At 67.2% G+C, this 16,782-nt stretch carries 13 protein-coding genes; 6 read left to right on the top strand and 7 right to left on the bottom strand.

What is annotated here, in order from left to right:
• Position 1 precedes the first annotated feature (1 nt).
• Genes EWH10_RS16810 through EWH10_RS16800 form a run of 3 tightly spaced genes read right to left on the bottom strand, consistent with a single transcriptional unit; the run spans position 2 to position 7,333 of the window.
• Positions 2–847 (bottom strand): oxygenase MpaB family protein, encoded by an 846-nt coding sequence (locus EWH10_RS16810; RefSeq protein ID WP_065847813.1) that lies wholly within the window; start codon positions 845–847, stop codon positions 2–4.
• Positions 848–892: 45 nt separating this feature from the next.
• Positions 893–4,288 carry an acyl-[ACP]--phospholipid O-acyltransferase gene (locus tag EWH10_RS16805; RefSeq protein ID WP_229742684.1) on the bottom strand — a complete coding sequence of 1,132 codons (3,396 nt, stop codon included), beginning with the start codon at positions 4,286–4,288 and terminating at the stop codon, positions 893–895.
• 24 nt (positions 4,289–4,312) lie between these two features.
• Complete coding sequence (locus tag EWH10_RS16800; protein ID WP_130030087.1) at positions 4,313–7,333, bottom strand: DUF2339 domain-containing protein; 3,021 nt, start codon at positions 7,331–7,333, stop codon at positions 4,313–4,315.
• A 109-nt stretch (positions 7,334–7,442) separates the two neighbouring features.
• On the opposite strand from EWH10_RS16800, the gene EWH10_RS16795 reads away from it, so the two are divergent.
• The 4 genes from EWH10_RS16795 to EWH10_RS16780 are packed head-to-tail and all read left to right on the top strand — an operon-like array spanning position 7,443 to position 10,709.
• The gene (locus EWH10_RS16795; protein WP_025548462.1) at positions 7,443–8,042 is read left to right on the top strand and encodes a TetR/AcrR family transcriptional regulator; all 600 of its coding nucleotides are present in this window, start codon (positions 7,443–7,445) and stop codon (positions 8,040–8,042) included.
• A 53-nt stretch (positions 8,043–8,095) separates the two neighbouring features.
• On the top strand, positions 8,096–9,244 hold the full coding sequence (locus EWH10_RS16790) for a sterol desaturase family protein (protein ID WP_065847639.1): 1,149 nt from the start codon (positions 8,096–8,098) through the stop codon (positions 9,242–9,244).
• Between the two features lie 38 nt (positions 9,245–9,282).
• Complete coding sequence (locus tag EWH10_RS16785; protein WP_025548464.1) at positions 9,283–9,915, top strand: DUF1326 domain-containing protein; 633 nt, start codon at positions 9,283–9,285, stop codon at positions 9,913–9,915.
• A gap of 2 nt (positions 9,916–9,917) precedes the next feature.
• Entirely contained in the window at positions 9,918–10,709 is a 792-nt protein-coding gene (locus tag EWH10_RS16780) for a DUF2182 domain-containing protein (protein ID WP_065847637.1), read from the top strand.
• Positions 10,710–10,747: 38 nt separating this feature from the next.
• Here the strand turns inward: EWH10_RS16780 and fixJ are convergent, their stop codons facing one another.
• The 3 genes from fixJ to EWH10_RS16765 all read right to left on the bottom strand — a co-directional run bounded on the left by fixJ (position 10,748) and on the right by EWH10_RS16765 (position 13,419).
• A complete protein-coding gene (gene fixJ, locus EWH10_RS16775; protein ID WP_025548467.1) occupies positions 10,748–11,371 on the bottom strand; it encodes a response regulator FixJ in 624 nt (207 codons plus the stop codon).
• Positions 11,372–11,437: 66 nt separating this feature from the next.
• Positions 11,438–12,583 (bottom strand): sensor histidine kinase, encoded by a 1,146-nt coding sequence (locus tag EWH10_RS16770; protein ID WP_065847635.1) that lies wholly within the window; start codon positions 12,581–12,583, stop codon positions 11,438–11,440.
• A 20-nt stretch (positions 12,584–12,603) separates the two neighbouring features.
• Positions 12,604–13,419 carry a universal stress protein gene (locus tag EWH10_RS16765; RefSeq protein ID WP_025548471.1) on the bottom strand — a complete coding sequence of 272 codons (816 nt, stop codon included), beginning with the start codon at positions 13,417–13,419 and terminating at the stop codon, positions 12,604–12,606.
• Positions 13,420–13,533: 114 nt separating this feature from the next.
• Here EWH10_RS16765 and EWH10_RS16760 point away from each other — a divergent pair, with 114 nt between their 5' ends.
• Entirely contained in the window at positions 13,534–13,896 is a 363-nt protein-coding gene (locus EWH10_RS16760) for a hypothetical protein (RefSeq protein WP_025548473.1), read from the top strand.
• 311 nt (positions 13,897–14,207) lie between these two features.
• On the opposite strand, the gene EWH10_RS16755 is transcribed toward EWH10_RS16760, so the two are convergent.
• Positions 14,208–16,232: an elongation factor G gene (locus EWH10_RS16755; protein ID WP_065847633.1), complete on the bottom strand. Its 2,025-nt coding sequence runs from the start codon at positions 16,230–16,232 to the stop codon at positions 14,208–14,210.
• 145 nt (positions 16,233–16,377) lie between these two features.
• Here EWH10_RS16755 and EWH10_RS16750 point away from each other — a divergent pair, with 145 nt between their 5' ends.
• A complete protein-coding gene (locus EWH10_RS16750; protein ID WP_025548474.1) occupies positions 16,378–16,773 on the top strand; it encodes a hypothetical protein in 396 nt (131 codons plus the stop codon).
• The last annotated feature ends 9 nt before the right edge of the window (positions 16,774–16,782 follow it).

Genomic DNA, 16,782 nt, shown 5'->3' with positions numbered 1-16,782 from the left:
ATCAATCTTCGCCGCGAAACGCCCAGCGCATCGTTCCCGCCAGCGCAAAGGCCCCCGCCCGGACCAGCGGCCGCGCCAGGACCGGCATCGAAAAGCCGTGCATCCGCCGCGCCCAACCCGGCAGCAGCGCCACCGCGGCCTGCATCATCATCGCCTGCGCCGGCATCAGCCCCAGCGAGGGCGCTGGCTGCCGCAGCACGATCCGCGCCACCTCCCGCGTCCGTTCCGTCGCCGCCAGCTCGCCGCGAAAACGCGCCATCAGCGCCATCGCCTCGGCCCTGCAGTCCGGCACCGGATCGGCCCCCAGGGCCCGCGCCACCAGCGCCGCCTCGGCAAAATAGCGGTCCTGCTCCGCCAGCGGCATGAACGGCTCGCCATAGGCCATCCATGCGTCGAGAAAGCTCGTCGCCTCGCAGACATGCACCCAGGCCAGCAGCCGGGGATCGCCCGCCGCATAGGCCGTCCCGTCCGCCAGCGTCCCGCGCACATGCTCATGCACCTGTCGCACCCGCGCGATCGCTTCCTCCGCCTCGGCCCGTTCGGCATAGGTGGTGACGGCAATGAACCGCGCCGTCCGCCGCAACCGCCCCAGCATGTCGTCACGGAACCGGCTGTGGTCCCAAATGCCGGCAAGGGCGGCCGGATGCAGCATCTGGAGCAGCAATGCACTGACCCCGCCGATCATCATGCCGGTGACGTCGCCATGCACCCGCCGGATCACCGACCCCGGCGGATAGAGCGCCCGGTCCGAAGCGACGACCGGCGCCTCTCCCCGGGCGCTGTCATGGAACACGCCCCGCACCTGGCGCACCAGCAACCGCCGCACCAGATGAGAAGGCCGTTCCACCAACACCCAATCCTTCCCATGCCTTCGGCGCAGGAAGGATCTGTCCTACCCGGCCGCCATCTGGGTCATGGACGCATAGTCGGTCTTCCCGGTTCCCAGCAGCGGCAGCGCATCCAGCACGCGGATGTCCCGCGGCAGGGCCAGCTCCGCCACCCCATGCGCCTTCCCCCAGGCCTGCAACGCGGCCGCCTTCGCATCCCGCGCGGTCGTGAACAGCACCAGTTGCTCCCCCTTGCGCGCATCGGGCCGCGTCACCACCGCATGGTCCGCATCCGGCCACACGGCAGAGGCATAGCCCTCCACGGCGGGCAGCGAGACCATCTCGCCGCCGATCTTCGCAAAGCGCTTCGCACGCCCCCGGATCGTCACGAAGCCCTGATCGTCGATGGTCACGATGTCGCCGGTATCGTGCCAGCCCCCTTCCGGCGGTTGCAGCACGCCCGGCGCATCGGCCTTCATATATCCCGCCATGATGTTCGGCCCCCGGATCGAAAGCCGCCCGCCTTCCTCGATCCCCGGCACATCGTCCAGCCGCGCCTCTATCCCCGGCAACAGCCGCCCGACCGACCCGGCGCGGAAGTGCATCGGCGTGTTGACCGCGATCACCGGCCCCGCCTCGGTCGCGCCATAGCCCTCCAGGATGCGCAGCCCGAACTTCTCGGCATAGATTTTCCGCGTCTCGTCCCGCACCCGCTCCGCGCCCGCGAAGATGTAGCGCAGCGAGTAGAAGTCATAGCCATGCGCCATCCGCGCATAGCCCGACAGGAAGGTGTCGGTCCCGAACAGGATCGTCGCATTGGCGTCATAGGCGAGCGCCGGCACGATCCGGTAATGCAGCGGGCTGGGATAGAGCAGCGTCTTCACCCCATGGAAGATCGGCAGCAACGTCCCGCCGGTCAGGCCGAAACTATGGAATACCGGCAGGGCGTTCAGCACCACGTCGGCCGAATTGAAGTCGATCCTCGCCGCCAATTGCCGGCAGTTGGACAGAAGGTTGCGATGCGTCAGCACCACGCCCTTGGGCAGCCCCTCCGACCCGCTGGTGAACAGCATCACCGCCGCATCGTCCGGCGAAACCTTGAGCCGCCCATGCGCCCGCCTGGCAAAGCGGCTGGCGATCAACCCGCGCAGCTTTGCCCCGGTTCCAACTCCTGCCGCCACATCCTCCAGCCAGAGGAAGGCGATCCCCTCCGCCTCCAGCCCGGCGACGACGTCGCCGAGCTTGCCCTGCTCGACAAAGGCCCGCGCCGTCACCACCGTCCGAATGCCGGCCGTCGTGCACGCCGCCTTCAGGTTCGCCAGCCCGGCGGTGAAGTTCAGCATCGCCGGCACCCGCCCACCCGCCTGCAAGGCAAAGAAGGCCACCGCCACCCCGGCGACATTGGGCAGCAGCACGCCGACCGCCTCGCCCTGCCGCGTCGAACGCGCCATGACCCGCCCCAGCACCAGCGACCCCGTCACCAGCCGCCCATAGCTCAGCGGTTCGCGCTTCACATCCTCGACGATGGCCGACCCGCGCCCATGCACATGGCACGCCTCCAGCAGCGCCTCGAACAATGTCCTGTCCGTGTCGGATGTCGCGAACATCATCTGGCTCATCTCGTCATAGAGCCGCCGCCCCGCGATCGCGCGCCGTGCCCGCGCCGTCATCTCGCCCTCGATGGCGAAGCGGCGTGGCGGCAGGACGGTGAGCGTGATCCTGGGAAAGCGCCGCAGCCGGACCTTGCCCCTGAGCCGCGAGAAGGGCGTGAACTGCGCGCCGTCGATCCGGACCGGAATGATCGGCGCGTCGGCCTTGTCCGCGACCATGCCGGGGCCGTCGAACACCTTCATCAAAGCGCCGGTGACGGTGATCCGCCCCTCCGGAAAGATCACCAGCGTCCGCCCCTCGCGCACCGCCTTCACCATCGCCTTGGCCGACAGCGGATTGGTGGGATCGACCGGAAAGGCGTCGAACAGCGACAGGAACGGTTTTACCCACCACGCCCTGGCAATCCGCGTATGCACCGCGAAGGTGGGCTTCCCCGGCAGGAAGGCCGCCAGCAGCAGGCCGTCCAGGAAGGACACATGGTTGACCACGACGACCGCCGGTTCGCCCACGCCGGGCATATTCCCGGCGCCCAGCACCTCCACCCGATAGCAGAGCCGCAGCATCCCGCGCACGATCGCCTTGATCACCGTCTCCGGCAGCAGCCAGCAACTGATCAGCGCCACCGCCAGCGTGGCAAAGCCCATCACCCCGATCACGCCGGGCACGCTCTCGCCCCGCGCCAGCATCGCCGTCACCGCCGTGACGACCGCCACCGTGACCGCCGCGTTGACGATGTTGTTGGCCGCAATGGTGCGCGACCGTTCCTCGCGCGGGCTGTGCGTCTGGAGGATCGCATAGAGCGGCACGATGAACATGCCGCCTGAAAAGGCGATGCCGAACAGATCGACCATGATCCGCCAGCTTCCCGGCGACCCGACGAATTCGGCTATGCCAGCGCCCGAATGCATGGGCGCATAGGAACCGGTCGAAAGCCACAGGTCGATCATGAACCCGGCCAGCGCCAGCGCGGATACCGGCACGAAGCGCGCCGAAACCTGCCCGCCCAGCAGCCGGTTGACCAGCATCGACCCCAGCGCCACGCTGACCGAGAAGATCAGCAGGAAGAAGGTCGCGACCTCCTGCTTCGCCTTCAGCACCCCGCTCACCAGCGGCGCGAACTCCGCCAGCAATACCGCGCCCACGGCGAAGAACCAGCTTATCCCCAGGATCGACAGCCACACGCCGCGCCCATGCCGCGCCGCCTTCAATATATGCCAGGTGCTCCTGAAGATGTTCCGCTCGATCCGAAGGCCCGGCACCACGGTCGGCGCGGCCGGCACCGCCAGGCTGGCCAGGAAGCCAAGCGTCGCCAGCCCCACCGCCACCAGCCCTGCTTCCCAGGGCGGGATCACCCCGGCCAGCAACTGCCCGCTCAATATCGCAAGGAAGGTGCCCGCCTCGATCAGGCCGGTGCCGCCCATGATCTCGTCGGCACGCAGATGCTGCGGCAGGATGGAAAATTTGACCGGCCCGAAGATGGTCGAATGCAGCCCCATCAGGAACAGGCAGGACAGCAGAACCGGCACCGATTCCAGCCAGAATCCGGTGACGGCGAGGGCCATGATGACGATCTCCGCCGCCTTCACCGCCCGCACCAGTTTCGCCTTGTCCCAGGCGTCGGCCAATTGCCCGGCCAGCGCGGAAAAGAGGAAATAGGGCAGGATGAACAGGCCTGTGGCGATGGTCGCCAGCATCTCCGCCTTGTCGGGCTCGGCCCGATAGAGGCTGAAATTGGCGAGGAACAGCAGCGCGAACTTCAACAGATTGTCGTTGAACGCGCCCAGGAACTGCACCACGAACAAGGGCGCGAAACGGCGTTTACCCAGCAAAGACAGATCAGGTGCGGACATTTTCTTACCCCCGTCCTTCACGCATTATGCAGCAATAGTCGCGGAGTTGTTAACCGGCTCCCGCAACAGGCGATTATAGAGCCATCCGATGCCGATCAGGCTGAAGCCCAGGGCAAGGAAGGATGCGATCCGCAGCAGCCCGGTCAGCCCGGACGCATCGAACAGGAACACCTTGGCCACGGCGAACAGCATCAGCAGCAGCGAAGCGATGCGCCAGTCCCTGGCGTTTGCGGCCTGCGCCTGCCCGCGGATGCCCCAGAGCAGGAAGCCGATGGCGAGCGCCAATGCGAGCACCGAACGGAGAATATCCTCCACCTGGCCTACTCCGCGCACGGTCAGCAGCGATCCGACGAAAAGCTGCCGCAGCAGCGCCACGCCGAACAGCGCGATTAAGGCCATTCGCACGCCATCCGCCATACGCCGTGACCAGCCATCCGCCACCTTCAGCGCCACGAAGGCAAGGGCCAGAACCACCGGCAGCAGATTGAGGAGGGGCCAATGCCCCACCGCCTGCGGGAACCAGAGCGGATTGTGCAGCACCACCGAATAAACCAGCAAATGCCCCAATCCCGCCGCGATGAGGCATGTCCCGACCGCGCGCTCCACATTCTCCCCGGATTTCCGCAACGAATGGAATCGGGCCAGCGCGATCCGGCCCCGCAACGCAACGAAACCCAGGCCCATCAGCACAGCCTCCCAAAGCGTGCGCTCCGCCAGGGCAAGGCGCGTCACTTCCGCCAGGCTCCCCAAAGCGAAAAGCTGCTTGAAGGCGACATGCGCCGCCACTCCGCCAAGCACCGCCGCGACACAGCAGCCGATCCGCCGCCCGACCGCATCCACGGCGGAACCGCCCCGCCACAGGGCAAGGCCCAGCGCCATCGCCGGCAAGGCGATCCGCCGCGCCACCTCGCCTATTCCGGGCAAGTCCCGCACCAGCACGGGTTCACCCACCAGCGACAGCAACACCCGGCCCAGCCAGATCCCCAGGGGCCAGGCGGCCCATAGCGCCACCAGCGCCAAGGCCACCCCCAGGGCGGGCGCCATTCGCCCGACGGCCAGCCGCCGCGCTCCTTCCGCCAGCATGGCCAGCCCCAGCGCGACTCCCACCGGCACCCAGAGCGCCGGCACCGCCTGCGCCACGGCCCCATAGGCGAGCAGCACCGCCACGCCCTGCGCGACCATCCGCCCCTCGGCAAAGCGCGCCCGCCAGGCGAACAGCGCCGCCATTGCCGCTCCCGCCGCCCAACGCATCACGCCCTGCCAGTCCGGCTCATCCGCCGCCTCTCCCCACAGCCGGACGACATCGTCCGATCCGGCCAGAACCACCAGCGCGCCGAAGGCGAAGCCCCAGCCGCTCCATTCGACCCGCCGGTCCTCCGCCAGCGCCGCCAACCTCAGCAGCCCGGCTGCAACCGCAGCGATCACCATGGCCAGACTCCACTCCGGCAGCCCCAGCCCGCCGGCCACCACCAGCAGCAGCGCCGCGGCGCTCGCCAGCGTCACGAAGCGCGCATCCTCCCGCCGGGTCCCGCATCGCCAGCCCATCGCCATGGCCGCGCCCGGCAATCCGGCGGCCGCCAGCGCCAGCAGGGCGAATTCCCCGTCCAGCCCGACCCGCCAGCATTGCCCCAGCGCGACGGCAAATCCACCCAGCGCCAGTCCTGCGATCTGTCCCGCCTCGACCAAAGCGCCGCGCCAGACCCGCAGCAGGGCCGCGCCGCCATAAATCGTCACCATGCCCAGCATCACCAGGGCGAAGTGGCCCATTTCCGGCCGCGGCCACACCGCCGCGAGCAGCAGCGCGACCCCGGCGCCGATCGCCGCCAGCGGCCGCAAGGCCGCGTCCCGCCCCAGCCACACCAGCATGAGCGACAGCAGCCCGAACAATCCCCATTGCAGCAGGCCGAAGCCGCCCGTCGCCACCAGCGCCGCCATCTGGCCCGCCGCCACCACGGCCGCGCCCATGCGCAGCAGCGCGGCCCGCGTTCCGGAAAAGGCCAGGACCGGCAACGCCATCCCCAGCATCAGCACCAGCAACCCCACCGACAGCGACGATGCCCAATCCAGCGCGCCCATCGCCAGCATGACGACGCCCCAGCCGGCCCCGCCGACCAGCGCGCTCACCCCCAGCCACATCCAGCGCTGGGTGCGCGACAGCACGCATAGCCCACCGACCGCCAGCGCGAGATAACAGCTTAGCAGGGGCACATTGGGCTGCCCCGCCTCGACCAGGGCGGGCGCCGCCAGACCGCCGACCAGCCCCAGCAGCGCACTCGGCGCGCCAAAGCGCAGCGACAGCGCCATGGCCAGCCCCGTCACCCCCGCAAGCCCCGCAAAGGCGATGCCCGGTCCAACCAGCCCATATAGCATGTGCGCCGCCAGGATCGCGGCATAGAGCGTCGCCAGCCCTGCGCCCGCCAGCGCCTGCCGCACCCGCGCGTCGCGGACCCGATCCTCCAGCCGCAACGCCGCCTCGGCCCCGCCGATCAGCGCTCCGCCGAACAGCAGCCCCAGAACGACGCGCACCAGCGGCGCGAGCAGCCCTGCATCGATCGAATATTTGACCAGCAGCACGCCAGCCACGGCGAGCGTCACCCCGCCCGCCCAGATCGGAAGGCGGCGGCCGAACAGGTCCTCGAAGCTGAAGGAGGGGCGGGCCGGGCGCTCGGCTGCCATATCGATGCCTTCCGCCTTTTCCACGTCATCCGGGGGAAAGGGGGCATCGATCTCCCGAACCTCATCCGAAGCGGACCGCGCAGGAGAGTGGGTCTCGCCTTCGCTGGATCGACGGTCGATCACGACCGCAGGCATGGGGTGCGGGGGAGCGGTGTCCATGGCCACCCGCCGCTCCACGACGCTTGCGGGCGCCGCCGTATTCCCCCCGGCATCGTCATCTCCATCCCCGTCGGCGTGCCGGTAGCGAGCGGGGAAGGGCGCGTCTCCAATCCCTTCCAGCAGCGCCAACCTATGCTCGGCCGCCTTCAACCGCCCGCGCATGTCGAACAGCATCACTCCGAAAACCAGCAGAACCAGCGTCACAAGCATGAGTCGAACCCCTGCAAACCCAGCCAATGGAGTCTCAGCTACCCAAAAATTACACACTGTTCAATAAAATAATTCGACAGCGTTCAATTGATCTTCTATCCGCTTGTCCATGGGCAGACGATCCGACCATAGCCGCGAACAACTGGAGGCGCTCATCCTGGAGGAAGGCCATCGCCACATGGCCGAGTCCGGTTTCGCCAAATTCTCCTCGCGTGAGGTGGCGAAGCGCATCGGCTATTCGGTGGGCACGCTCTACAATGTCTTCGGCAGCTATGACCGGCTGATCGTCGCCATCAACACACGTACCTTCGACCTCTGGGCCGCCTTTCTGGAACAGCGCCTCGCCAGCCGGCCGCAGGACAGGATCGCCGCGCTGGTGGAGGGCTATTTCCGCTTCGCATCGGAAAACACGAACATCTGGATGGCGATCTACGACCATCGCCTGCCGCCTGGCGTGCCCATGCCGGATGATTATGCCCGGCAGCGCGCCGGCCTTACGGAGGTCGTCGTGCGCGAAGTCGCGGCTGTCCTGCCGCCGGATGCGAAGGACGTGGCCCCGCGCCTTGCCCGCTCGCTGGTGGCGACGGTGCATGGCCATTGCACCTTCGCGCTCAACGGCAGCTTCGCCCTTTTGGGCGAGACGGCCCCTCTCGAAATGGCCACCGCGCGGGTCAAGGAAAGCTTGAGGGCGGCAGGGGCGAAGCTTTAACATAGGCAGCAGGCACGGCAGGCGGGGCAAGCCGGAGGCAGAGGGGACATATCATGGCAAACTGGTTCGACAGTCTGGAACGCGACCTGCAATCGCCCCTTGCCGTGCGGCGCCTCGGCAGCGGTTGGTTCTCCGGCTTCTTCGCGCTGTTGCTCAGCATCACCGGGCTCTGTCTGGTCATGGCGCTACGCTGGCCCGACTGGTTTTCGACGCCCGAACTGGCGGCGCTGCATGCATGGGGCGGGCTGCGTCCCATGGTCCATGCGCTGCTGATCGGCGGCTATGCCCTGGCATTGCTCAGCCTGCTTTTGCGTACACGCAAAGCCATCGGCGCCACCGCGCTCATCGTCGCGCTGCTCGCCACCCTGCTGGGCGGAGCGGAAGTCCAGCCGCGTGAGACCCATGATTGGGGCGTATTCTTCGGCGTCGATTTCTTCGCCGTCAACATGGTCGCCACCGGCCTGATGTTCGCTCCGATCGAGCGCCTCTTCCCACATAGGGCGCAGCAGCGCCTGTTCCGACAGGAATGGCGGGAGGACCTGTTCTATTATCTGATCAGCTCGATGATGGTGCAGCTCATCACCTTCCTCGCGCTGGCGCCGTCCAGCTTCATCAACGCCAACACCGCCGGCCTCGCAGGCATCCGCGCCATGATCGCTGGCCAGCCTTGGCCGCTCCAGTTCCTGGAAGTGGTGCTGCTGACCGATTTCGTCCAATATTGGTTCCATCGCGCCTTCCACCGCATCCCCTTCCTCTGGGGTTTCCATGCCGTGCACCATTCGGCCAGGTCCATGGATTGGCTCGCAGGCGCGCGCATGCATTTCTTCGAGATCATCGCCCTGCGCGGCGTGACATCGCTGCCGCTGCTCACCTTCGGCTTCTCGCCATCGGTGATGCAGGCCTATATCGGCTTCGTCTACATCTACTCCTCGCTGCTCCACGCCAATCTGCGCGGCGACTTCAACCGCCTCGGCCGCATCGTCGCGACGCCGCGCTTCCACCACTGGCATCATGCGATAGAGGAGGTCGCGGTCGACAAGAATTTCGCGATCCACTTCCCTTTGCTGGACCGCCTGTTCGGCACCCACCATCTGCCCGACAGCGCATGGCCGACCGGCTATGGCGTGCCCGAACAGGTGCCCCAGGGCTATCGCGCGCAATTCCTCTATCCCTTCCGCCGAAAGCGCGACGCGGCCGCGTGAATCTGCTATGGTCTTCCGGCTGTCAGGGGAGTCGGACCATGGTCTACTGGATGCTCAAGGGCCGCGAATTCGCCAACTGCAACTGTGAATATGGCTGCAACTGCCAGTTTGGCGGTCTGCCCGACAAGGGGCATTGCCAGGCCGCCTTCGGCTTCGCCATCGATGAGGGGCGCCACGGCAGTACCGACCTGTCGGGCCTCAATATCGCCGCAGTCTTCCGCTGGCCCGGCCCGATCCATGAAGGGCAGGGGGAATGTGCCGCCTTCGTCGACGAACGGGCGACAGAAGCGCAACGCAATGCCCTGCTGACGATCATGACCGGCGGCGACACCGCTCCGATGGCGACGGTCTTCGCCGTCTTCGCTTCCACCATCGCCACCATGCACGAACCCAGCTTCGTTCCTGTCGATTTTGAGGTCGACGTGGAAGGACGCAAGGGCCGCCTGCGCATCCCGGGCCATCTGGAAATGGACGGCGAACCGATCCGCAGCCCGGTGGACGGATCGGAAATCCGCGCCCAGATCCACTTGCCCGACGGCTTCGAATATGAAGTGGCGGAGGTCGGCTCCGGCGCCAGCCGCTCGATTGCGCCGATGCGGCTCGACCATGCGGCGAGCTACGGCCAGTTCGCCTATCTCCACCTCGACAGCCACGGCGTCGTCAGGGGCTGACGGTGCCGGCATTTGGCGCGGTGCTCGCCCGGCACCGCTTGATTTCGCTTGTCGCGCTCGCGGTGCTGATCCTTGTGGCCTGGGGCTGGCTGCTTTCGGGCGCGGGCATGGGCATGGCGCCGACCGCCTCCCTGCTTCCGGCCGGCCTGGCGGAAGACCCGATGCTGGCGATGATGATGCCCGGCGACATGCCATGGACAGCCGCGCAGTTCGTCGTGACGTTCGCCATGTGGTGGGTGATGATGATCGCGATGATGCTCCCCTCCGCCGCGCCGATGGTCCTCCTCTACGCTCGCGCCGCCCCCGCCTCCACGCGCCCCGCGACGGAGAGCTTCACCCTGGGCTATCTGCTGGTCTGGGGCTTTTTCTCCCTGACAGCCACGCTGGCGCAGTGGCGCTTGGCCACAATGGCGATGCTGTCCCCCATGGCGATGGCGACATCCAGCCGCCCGTTGGCGGCCGCGCTCCTGATCGGGGCGGGGGCCTATCAGATCAGCCCATGGAAGGACGCCTGCCTGCGCCAGTGCCGCAATCCCGCGCAATTCCTCAGCCGCCACTACCGGCCGGGGTGGACCGGCGCTTTGCGGATGGGGATGATGCATGGCGCCTGGTGCGTCGGCTGCTGCTGGATGCTGATGACGCTGTTGTTCGTGGGCGGGACCATGAACCTGGCCTGGATCGCTTTGCTGACGCTGCTGGTGGCGTTGGAGAAGCTGCTGCCCTGGGGCCGCATGGTCTCCGTGGCGGCGGGCATGGGCTGTATCCTGCTGGCATGGGCGATATTGACGGGCTGACGGTTTTCGGCCGGGGCCATGCCGGCCGCCAGCCCAATCTACGCCTCGTCCTTCTCCGCTCCCGCATGGAATGCGATCCTCAGCGCTTCGGCCAGGCTTTTCACCTCCAGCTTCTGCATCAGGTTGGCGCGGTGGATTTCCACCGTGCGCGGGCTGATCCCCAGGTCATAGGCGATGGTCTTGTTGGGCAGCCCTTCCACCAGCCCGTCCAGCACCTCGCGCTCCCGCTCCGTCAGGATGTTGAGCCGCGCCCGCGCATCGTCCGCCCGCGCGCTCGCGCCACGGTCGGCCACGGCCACCCGCCGCGCGGCATCGACGCAGCCCAGCAACGCTGCCTTCTCGAACGGTTTTTCGATGAAGTCGCTCGCGCCTGCCTTCATCGCCGTCACCGCCATGTCGATGTCGCCATGGCCCGTCATGATCACCACGGGCAGCATGATGCCCCGCGCCCGCAGCTCGCGCTGCACCGCCAGCCCGTCCATGTCGGGCATCCGCACGTCCAGCAGCACGCAGCCCGGCTCCAGGTCGGCAGCCTCCTTCAGAAAGGGCAGGCCGCCGTCGAACAGCTTCACCGCGAAACCGCTCGTCTTCAGCATGAAGGACAACGACCGCCGGATCGCCTCGTCATCGTCCACGACATAGATGGGGAATGGCTCGCTCATGCTATGGTCCTTCTTGTTGGCGGCATTTTGCGAGCCCGTCAGCCGTGCCGGCCGACTTCAAACGCTCTAGTCCGCTGCGTCCAGGGTGAAGTGGAAGGCCGTGCCGCCCCATTGCGACGGTCCGGCCCAGATGCGCCCGCCATGACCTTCGACGATGGTCTGGCTGATCGACAGGCCGACGCCCATGCCGGATGGCTTGGTGGTGGTGAACGGGGTGAAGAGGGTGCGTGACATCTCCGGCGCGAGCCCCGGCCCGCTGTCCGCGACGATCACCTCGACCCTGCCGTTTTCGCCGGGGATGGCGGACAGGCGCAGGATGCGCGCCGGGCTGCCGGCCATCGCCTCCACGGCGTTCTTGGTGAGGTTGATGATGACCTGCTGCAACTGCACCCGGTTGACCAGCACCTTGTCGACGCGCGGATCGACGCTGATGTCCATGTCGAGGCCCCGGCTGTCCACGCCGATGAAGGCCAGCGCCGCCCCCTCCGCCAGCAACAGGCGCAGGGGTTCGGGCTGGCGCATCGTCTCGCCGCGCTTGATGAACTCGCGCAGGGACCGGATGATTTCCCCCGCGCGCAGCGCCTGGGACGCGCTTTCCGCCATCGCCTCGCGCAGCAGATCGCGGTCCACCGGACCCTCGGCGTCGAGCATGTCGCGCCCCGCCTCCAGATAATTGGCGATGGCGGTCAACGGCTGGTTGAGTTCATGCGCAAGGGCCGACGCCAGCGTGCCCATCGCCGTCACGCGGCCCGCATGGGCCAGTTCCGCCTGCAGGTCCGCCACGCGCCGCTCGGCCTGCTGGCTCTCGGTCAGGTCGCGGATGAAGCCGGTGAACAGCCGCCGCCCCTCGTCCTGCACCTCGCCCACCGACAGTTCGATGGGAAAGGTCGACCCGTCCCGCCGCCGCGCGCTGGTCAGGCGGCCGATGCCGATGATCCGCTTTTCGCCCGTGGACAGATAATGGCCGATATAGCCGTCATGCCTCTCCCGGTCGGGGGAGGGCATCAGCATCGAGATATTCTCGCCCAGCACGTCGCTTTCGGCATATTGGAACATGCGCTGGGCCGCCGCGCTGAAGGACACGATCTGCCCGTGCATGTCGATGACGATCAGCGCGTCCGGCACGGTCGCCAGGATCGAGCCGAGCAGCGCCTGTTCCAGGCTGTGCTCGCGCTGCGTCAAGCCTTCCGTCTCATCGTCCGCTACCGCCATGCTCCCACCATGCCGTGGCTTCAGTGCGCCAGCAAGAGCGGAACATGTATCTCGCGCAACATGGCGCGGGTGACGCCGCCGAACACCATTTCCCTGAGCCGGCTATGGCCGAAGGCGCCCATCACCACCCAGTCCGGCTTCAGCGTGCCGACCGCAGCCTTCAGTGCCGCTTCGACGGTCCGGCCATCCTGCGGCCAGCTATGGAACTGGCATTTGATGCCATGGCGGGCCAGATATTCGGGCGCGTCGGTCGCGGGGAAGGGATATTTGCCCGCTTCCTCGACCGTCACGACATGCACCTCCTCCGCCAGCTTCAGCAGCGGCACGGACAGGCGCAGCGCGGCGGAGGCTTCCTGCGAGCCCTCCCACGCCACGACGGCGCGGCCCGTCACCGGAAAGGACTTCGCCTCCTGCGGCACGGCGATCACGGGAACCCGCCCGGCCAGCGCCAGATCGGCGGCCAGGTGCAGCGGGTCGGCGAATTCCCGGCGCGGCCCGGACGGCAGGGTGACGATCATGCCGTCGGTCAGCGTCGCGGCGGACAGCAGGCCATGTACGACGTCGCCCTCCACATGGCGCCAGTCCCAGCTCACGTCCTCGCGGCGCAGCCGGTCCTCGGTGCGCATTCGCGCCTTTTCGTCGATGTCGTAAAGCTCCGCCATCATCGCCGGCGCCATGGAAGCGCCGCCATACATGTCGGCCGCCACGAAATCCGGCATGGCGGTCACCTGCACGCAATGGATATGCGCGCCCGATGCGCGGGCGAGATCGCAGGCCGCCTGCAAGCGGCTTTCCGCGCCATGATCTTCATGAATGTGCAGCAGGACCGATTTCATCGTCTGTCTCCCGGCAAGCGTCTCTTCACCCTCTGGCTAGGACTGCCCCGGCGCGGTCGCCATCAGGAATAATCCTTATATCTCTTTCCGCCGCGGAATCCGATTGCAATGGTCATGAGTTGGACGACCATACGCCTTGAACTTGCCCGGACGCCGGCCTTTCCCAACGGATCGGCGGCGCGAAGCTATGTCCTGCGCCTGCCGCTCGGCAGCGGCGGCGTGATCGACGAAAGGGAATATCGCATCCATCCCGAACTGGCGACGGCGCGGCGGTTCTGGCCCAATGAGCCGGACCGGCACGGTACGCTGCTGCACACCCGGCATGGCTGGGCGCTGTCCTATGAGCCGGGGGAGGCGGATGACGAGAAAATCTACCGGCTGGACGCGCATGCCATCCATCCGGGCGCCTATCTGACCCTGACCGATCCGGACGGGGAATGCCTGCCCTTCGTGGTGAAGGGGCTCAGCCCGGCCTGATCGCAGGCGCGCCGGACCGCCGCTTTGGGTCCTGAGCCTAGAGCCCGTCCCCATTGCGTCTGCGCGTATCCATCCTCAAATGCGTCACCCAACCGCAACAGCTTCCTCCAAAAACATCCTATTTCTCCAACAGGGCCCATTCGGCCTGTCCTATTCCGTCCCTGCCGCGCTATCTCGCGTCCCTCTTTGAAACGTCCGATCAAAATCCCGCCTTCGCATACGCGCGCGCTCGCACGCGCGCGCGCGTACACTGTGAACTTCGACGTAAAACCGCCATTTTCGGCTCGTCATCATCTGAATGTCGATTGGCTCTAAGCCGGCTCCTTCGCCCGCTGCACGATGCTGTCGGCCAGCTTCGCATTGACCTCCGCCAGATGATCGAAATGCGCCTCATAACGCGCCATGCCCTGGCTCATCGAGCGGATCTCGGCTTCCAGCCCCTGCAACCCAGCCTCGGGGAGGAGGACCTCCAGCACGTCCCAATGGTGCCAGCCGTCCCGCGTCGTCATCCGCAACATCTGGCCCCTGCGGCTCGCAATGGCGGATGTGATGCGGGACGTGGCGGCGCCCGGACTCATGATCGTCACATGGGCGACCGGTTCCAGCAGATAGGGTGACGCCGCCGCCAGGGCGTCGGCCATGGCGATGCGCCCGGCGGTGCGGAAGGCGAGTTCGGAACTGTCGACGCTGTGGAACGATCCATCCACCAGCACCGCGCAGACATCCACGACGGGAAAGCCGAGCGGCCCCCTTGCGACGGCGTCGATCACGCCCTTCTCGACCGCCGGAATATATTGCCGGGGCACCGCGCCGCCAGTGATCCGTTCCTCGAAACGCACGCCCTCGCCCCGTTCGAGAGGACGGACTTCCAGCACGACGTCCCCGAACTGGCCATGGCCGCCGGATTGCTTCTTGTGGCGGCCACGCTGGGTCACGGCCTTGCGGATCGATTCGCGATAGGCAATCGTCGGCGCCTGAACGGACACAGCGACGCCGTAACGCCGCTTCAGCCGGTCGACTGCGACGGCGAGATGGTCCTCGCTCATGCCGTGCAGCAGGGTCTCCCGCGAACCTTCATCCTGGTCCCAGTGCAGTCCGGCATCCTCTTCGGCCAGCCGGTTGAGGGCGGTGGAAAGCCGCACCTCGTCCTTATGGTCCTTCGCCGCGATCGCCAGCGCGCAGTTCGCCGCCCTCTTCTCCACCGGCAGGCCGCTCTGCGGGGCCGTGCCGGCCATGCCGATCAGCTCGCCTGCCTGAACGGCCTCGACCTTGGCGATGCCGACGATGGAGCCGGCTTCGGCTGCCGGGATCTTCGCCGTCGCCATGCCCTGGATCGCGAACAATCCGCCGGGCCTTAATGGCCGCCCCTTGCCGTCGGCCATCTCCGCCCCGTCGGCAAGCGCGCCGCCGAAGATGCGGGCCAGCGCCAGCCGGCCGACCGTCGCCGCATGGGAGATCTTGAAGATCTGCGCCGCTTCGCCCCTGATCGCCAGTCGCTCCGCCGTCCGGGCGGGCGCGGGCGTGTCATGGCGCAGCATCTTCAACAGCCGTCGGATGCCGAAACCGTTGGAGGCGGAACCGAACAGCACCGGGACGATCAGGCCGCTGGCGGTCTCCCGCGCCAGATCGGCAAAGACGGTTTCCAGGCTGGGCTGTTCGTCGGACAGCAATTGTTCGAGCAACAGGTCGTCATGGTCGGCCAATTGTTCCAGCATGTGGAAACGCGCCGCGCTTTCATCGTCCTTCACATGCGGGGCGAGCGCGACCTGCTGCGATTTCCTGCCCGTCTCATAATGATAGGCGCGCTCCAGCGCGAGGTCGACGAAGCCCGCGACTCGTTCCCCGGCGCGGATCGGGATCTGGCGCGCCACCAGAGCGGCGGCGCTCATCGGCGCGAGCGCCGTCAACAGTTCCTCTATGCTGCCCCGCGCCTGATCGATCTTGTTGACGAACAAGGCGTGCGGGATGCCCGCGCCCTCCAGCCTGCGCAGCACCGGCTGGGCCAGCGCGGCGCGCTCGGGATCGGGATCGATCACCACGACGGCAAGGTCGGCCACGTCGAGCGCAGATGCCCCATCCGCGGCGAAGCCCGGCGCGCCGGGCACGTCGATCAGCGCGAACCGGTCGCCCATCCATTCGAAATGCATCAGGTTGAGTTCGGTGGAACTGCCCCGTTCGCGCGCCTCCGGGCTGGCGTCGCCCGTGCTGTTTCCCGCCTGAACCGATCCCTGGCGCGGGATCGCGCCGGTTATGAACAGCATCGCTTCGGCAAGGCTGGTCTTGCCCGCCCCGGCGGGTCCGACGAGCGCGATGGCCCGGGTGTAACAGCCGCTCATCCTGGCTCTCCTCCAATCCATCCGTCTCTCTTGATGAAGCCGGTCGCTTGGAAGCAGGGATGTTCGTCCCATATCGGCCGGAACGCAAGGGCGAGATCGTCCATCCCATGCTATGGCCCCGCGCAACGATTCATTGGAGAGCGACATGCTGCCCGCCCGGACCTTCAGCATCACCATCGCCCGCGATTGGCGCGCACTTTACGAAATCATCTGGCGGCCGGAATATTTCCCGCGCTGGGCGTCGGGCCTTGCCGAATCCGGCTTGCGGCAGGAAGGCGCGCACTGGCTGGCCGATGGCCCTGAAGGGCCGATCCGCATCCGCTTCACGCCGCATAATGTCTATGGCGTGATGGATCATCATGTCGACCTGGGCAACGGCGAGGAGGTGTTTGTCCCGCTGCGCGTCGTGCAGAATGGCGAAGGGGCGGAAGTCATGCTCACGCTGTTCCGCCAACCGGACATGGACGATGACCGATTCGCCGCCGACATCCGCTGGATCAACCGCGACCTGAAGGCCTTGAAAGCGTTGATCGAAAGCTAGGGTGCACGC

Source organism: Sphingobium fuliginis (genome assembly GCF_004152845.1).
In the GTDB taxonomy this organism is placed as follows: Bacteria; Pseudomonadota; Alphaproteobacteria; order Sphingomonadales; family Sphingomonadaceae; genus Sphingobium; species Sphingobium fuliginis.
The sequence above is the reverse complement of the archived record's forward strand: the minus strand, read 5'-3'. Positions and strand labels throughout refer to the sequence as shown.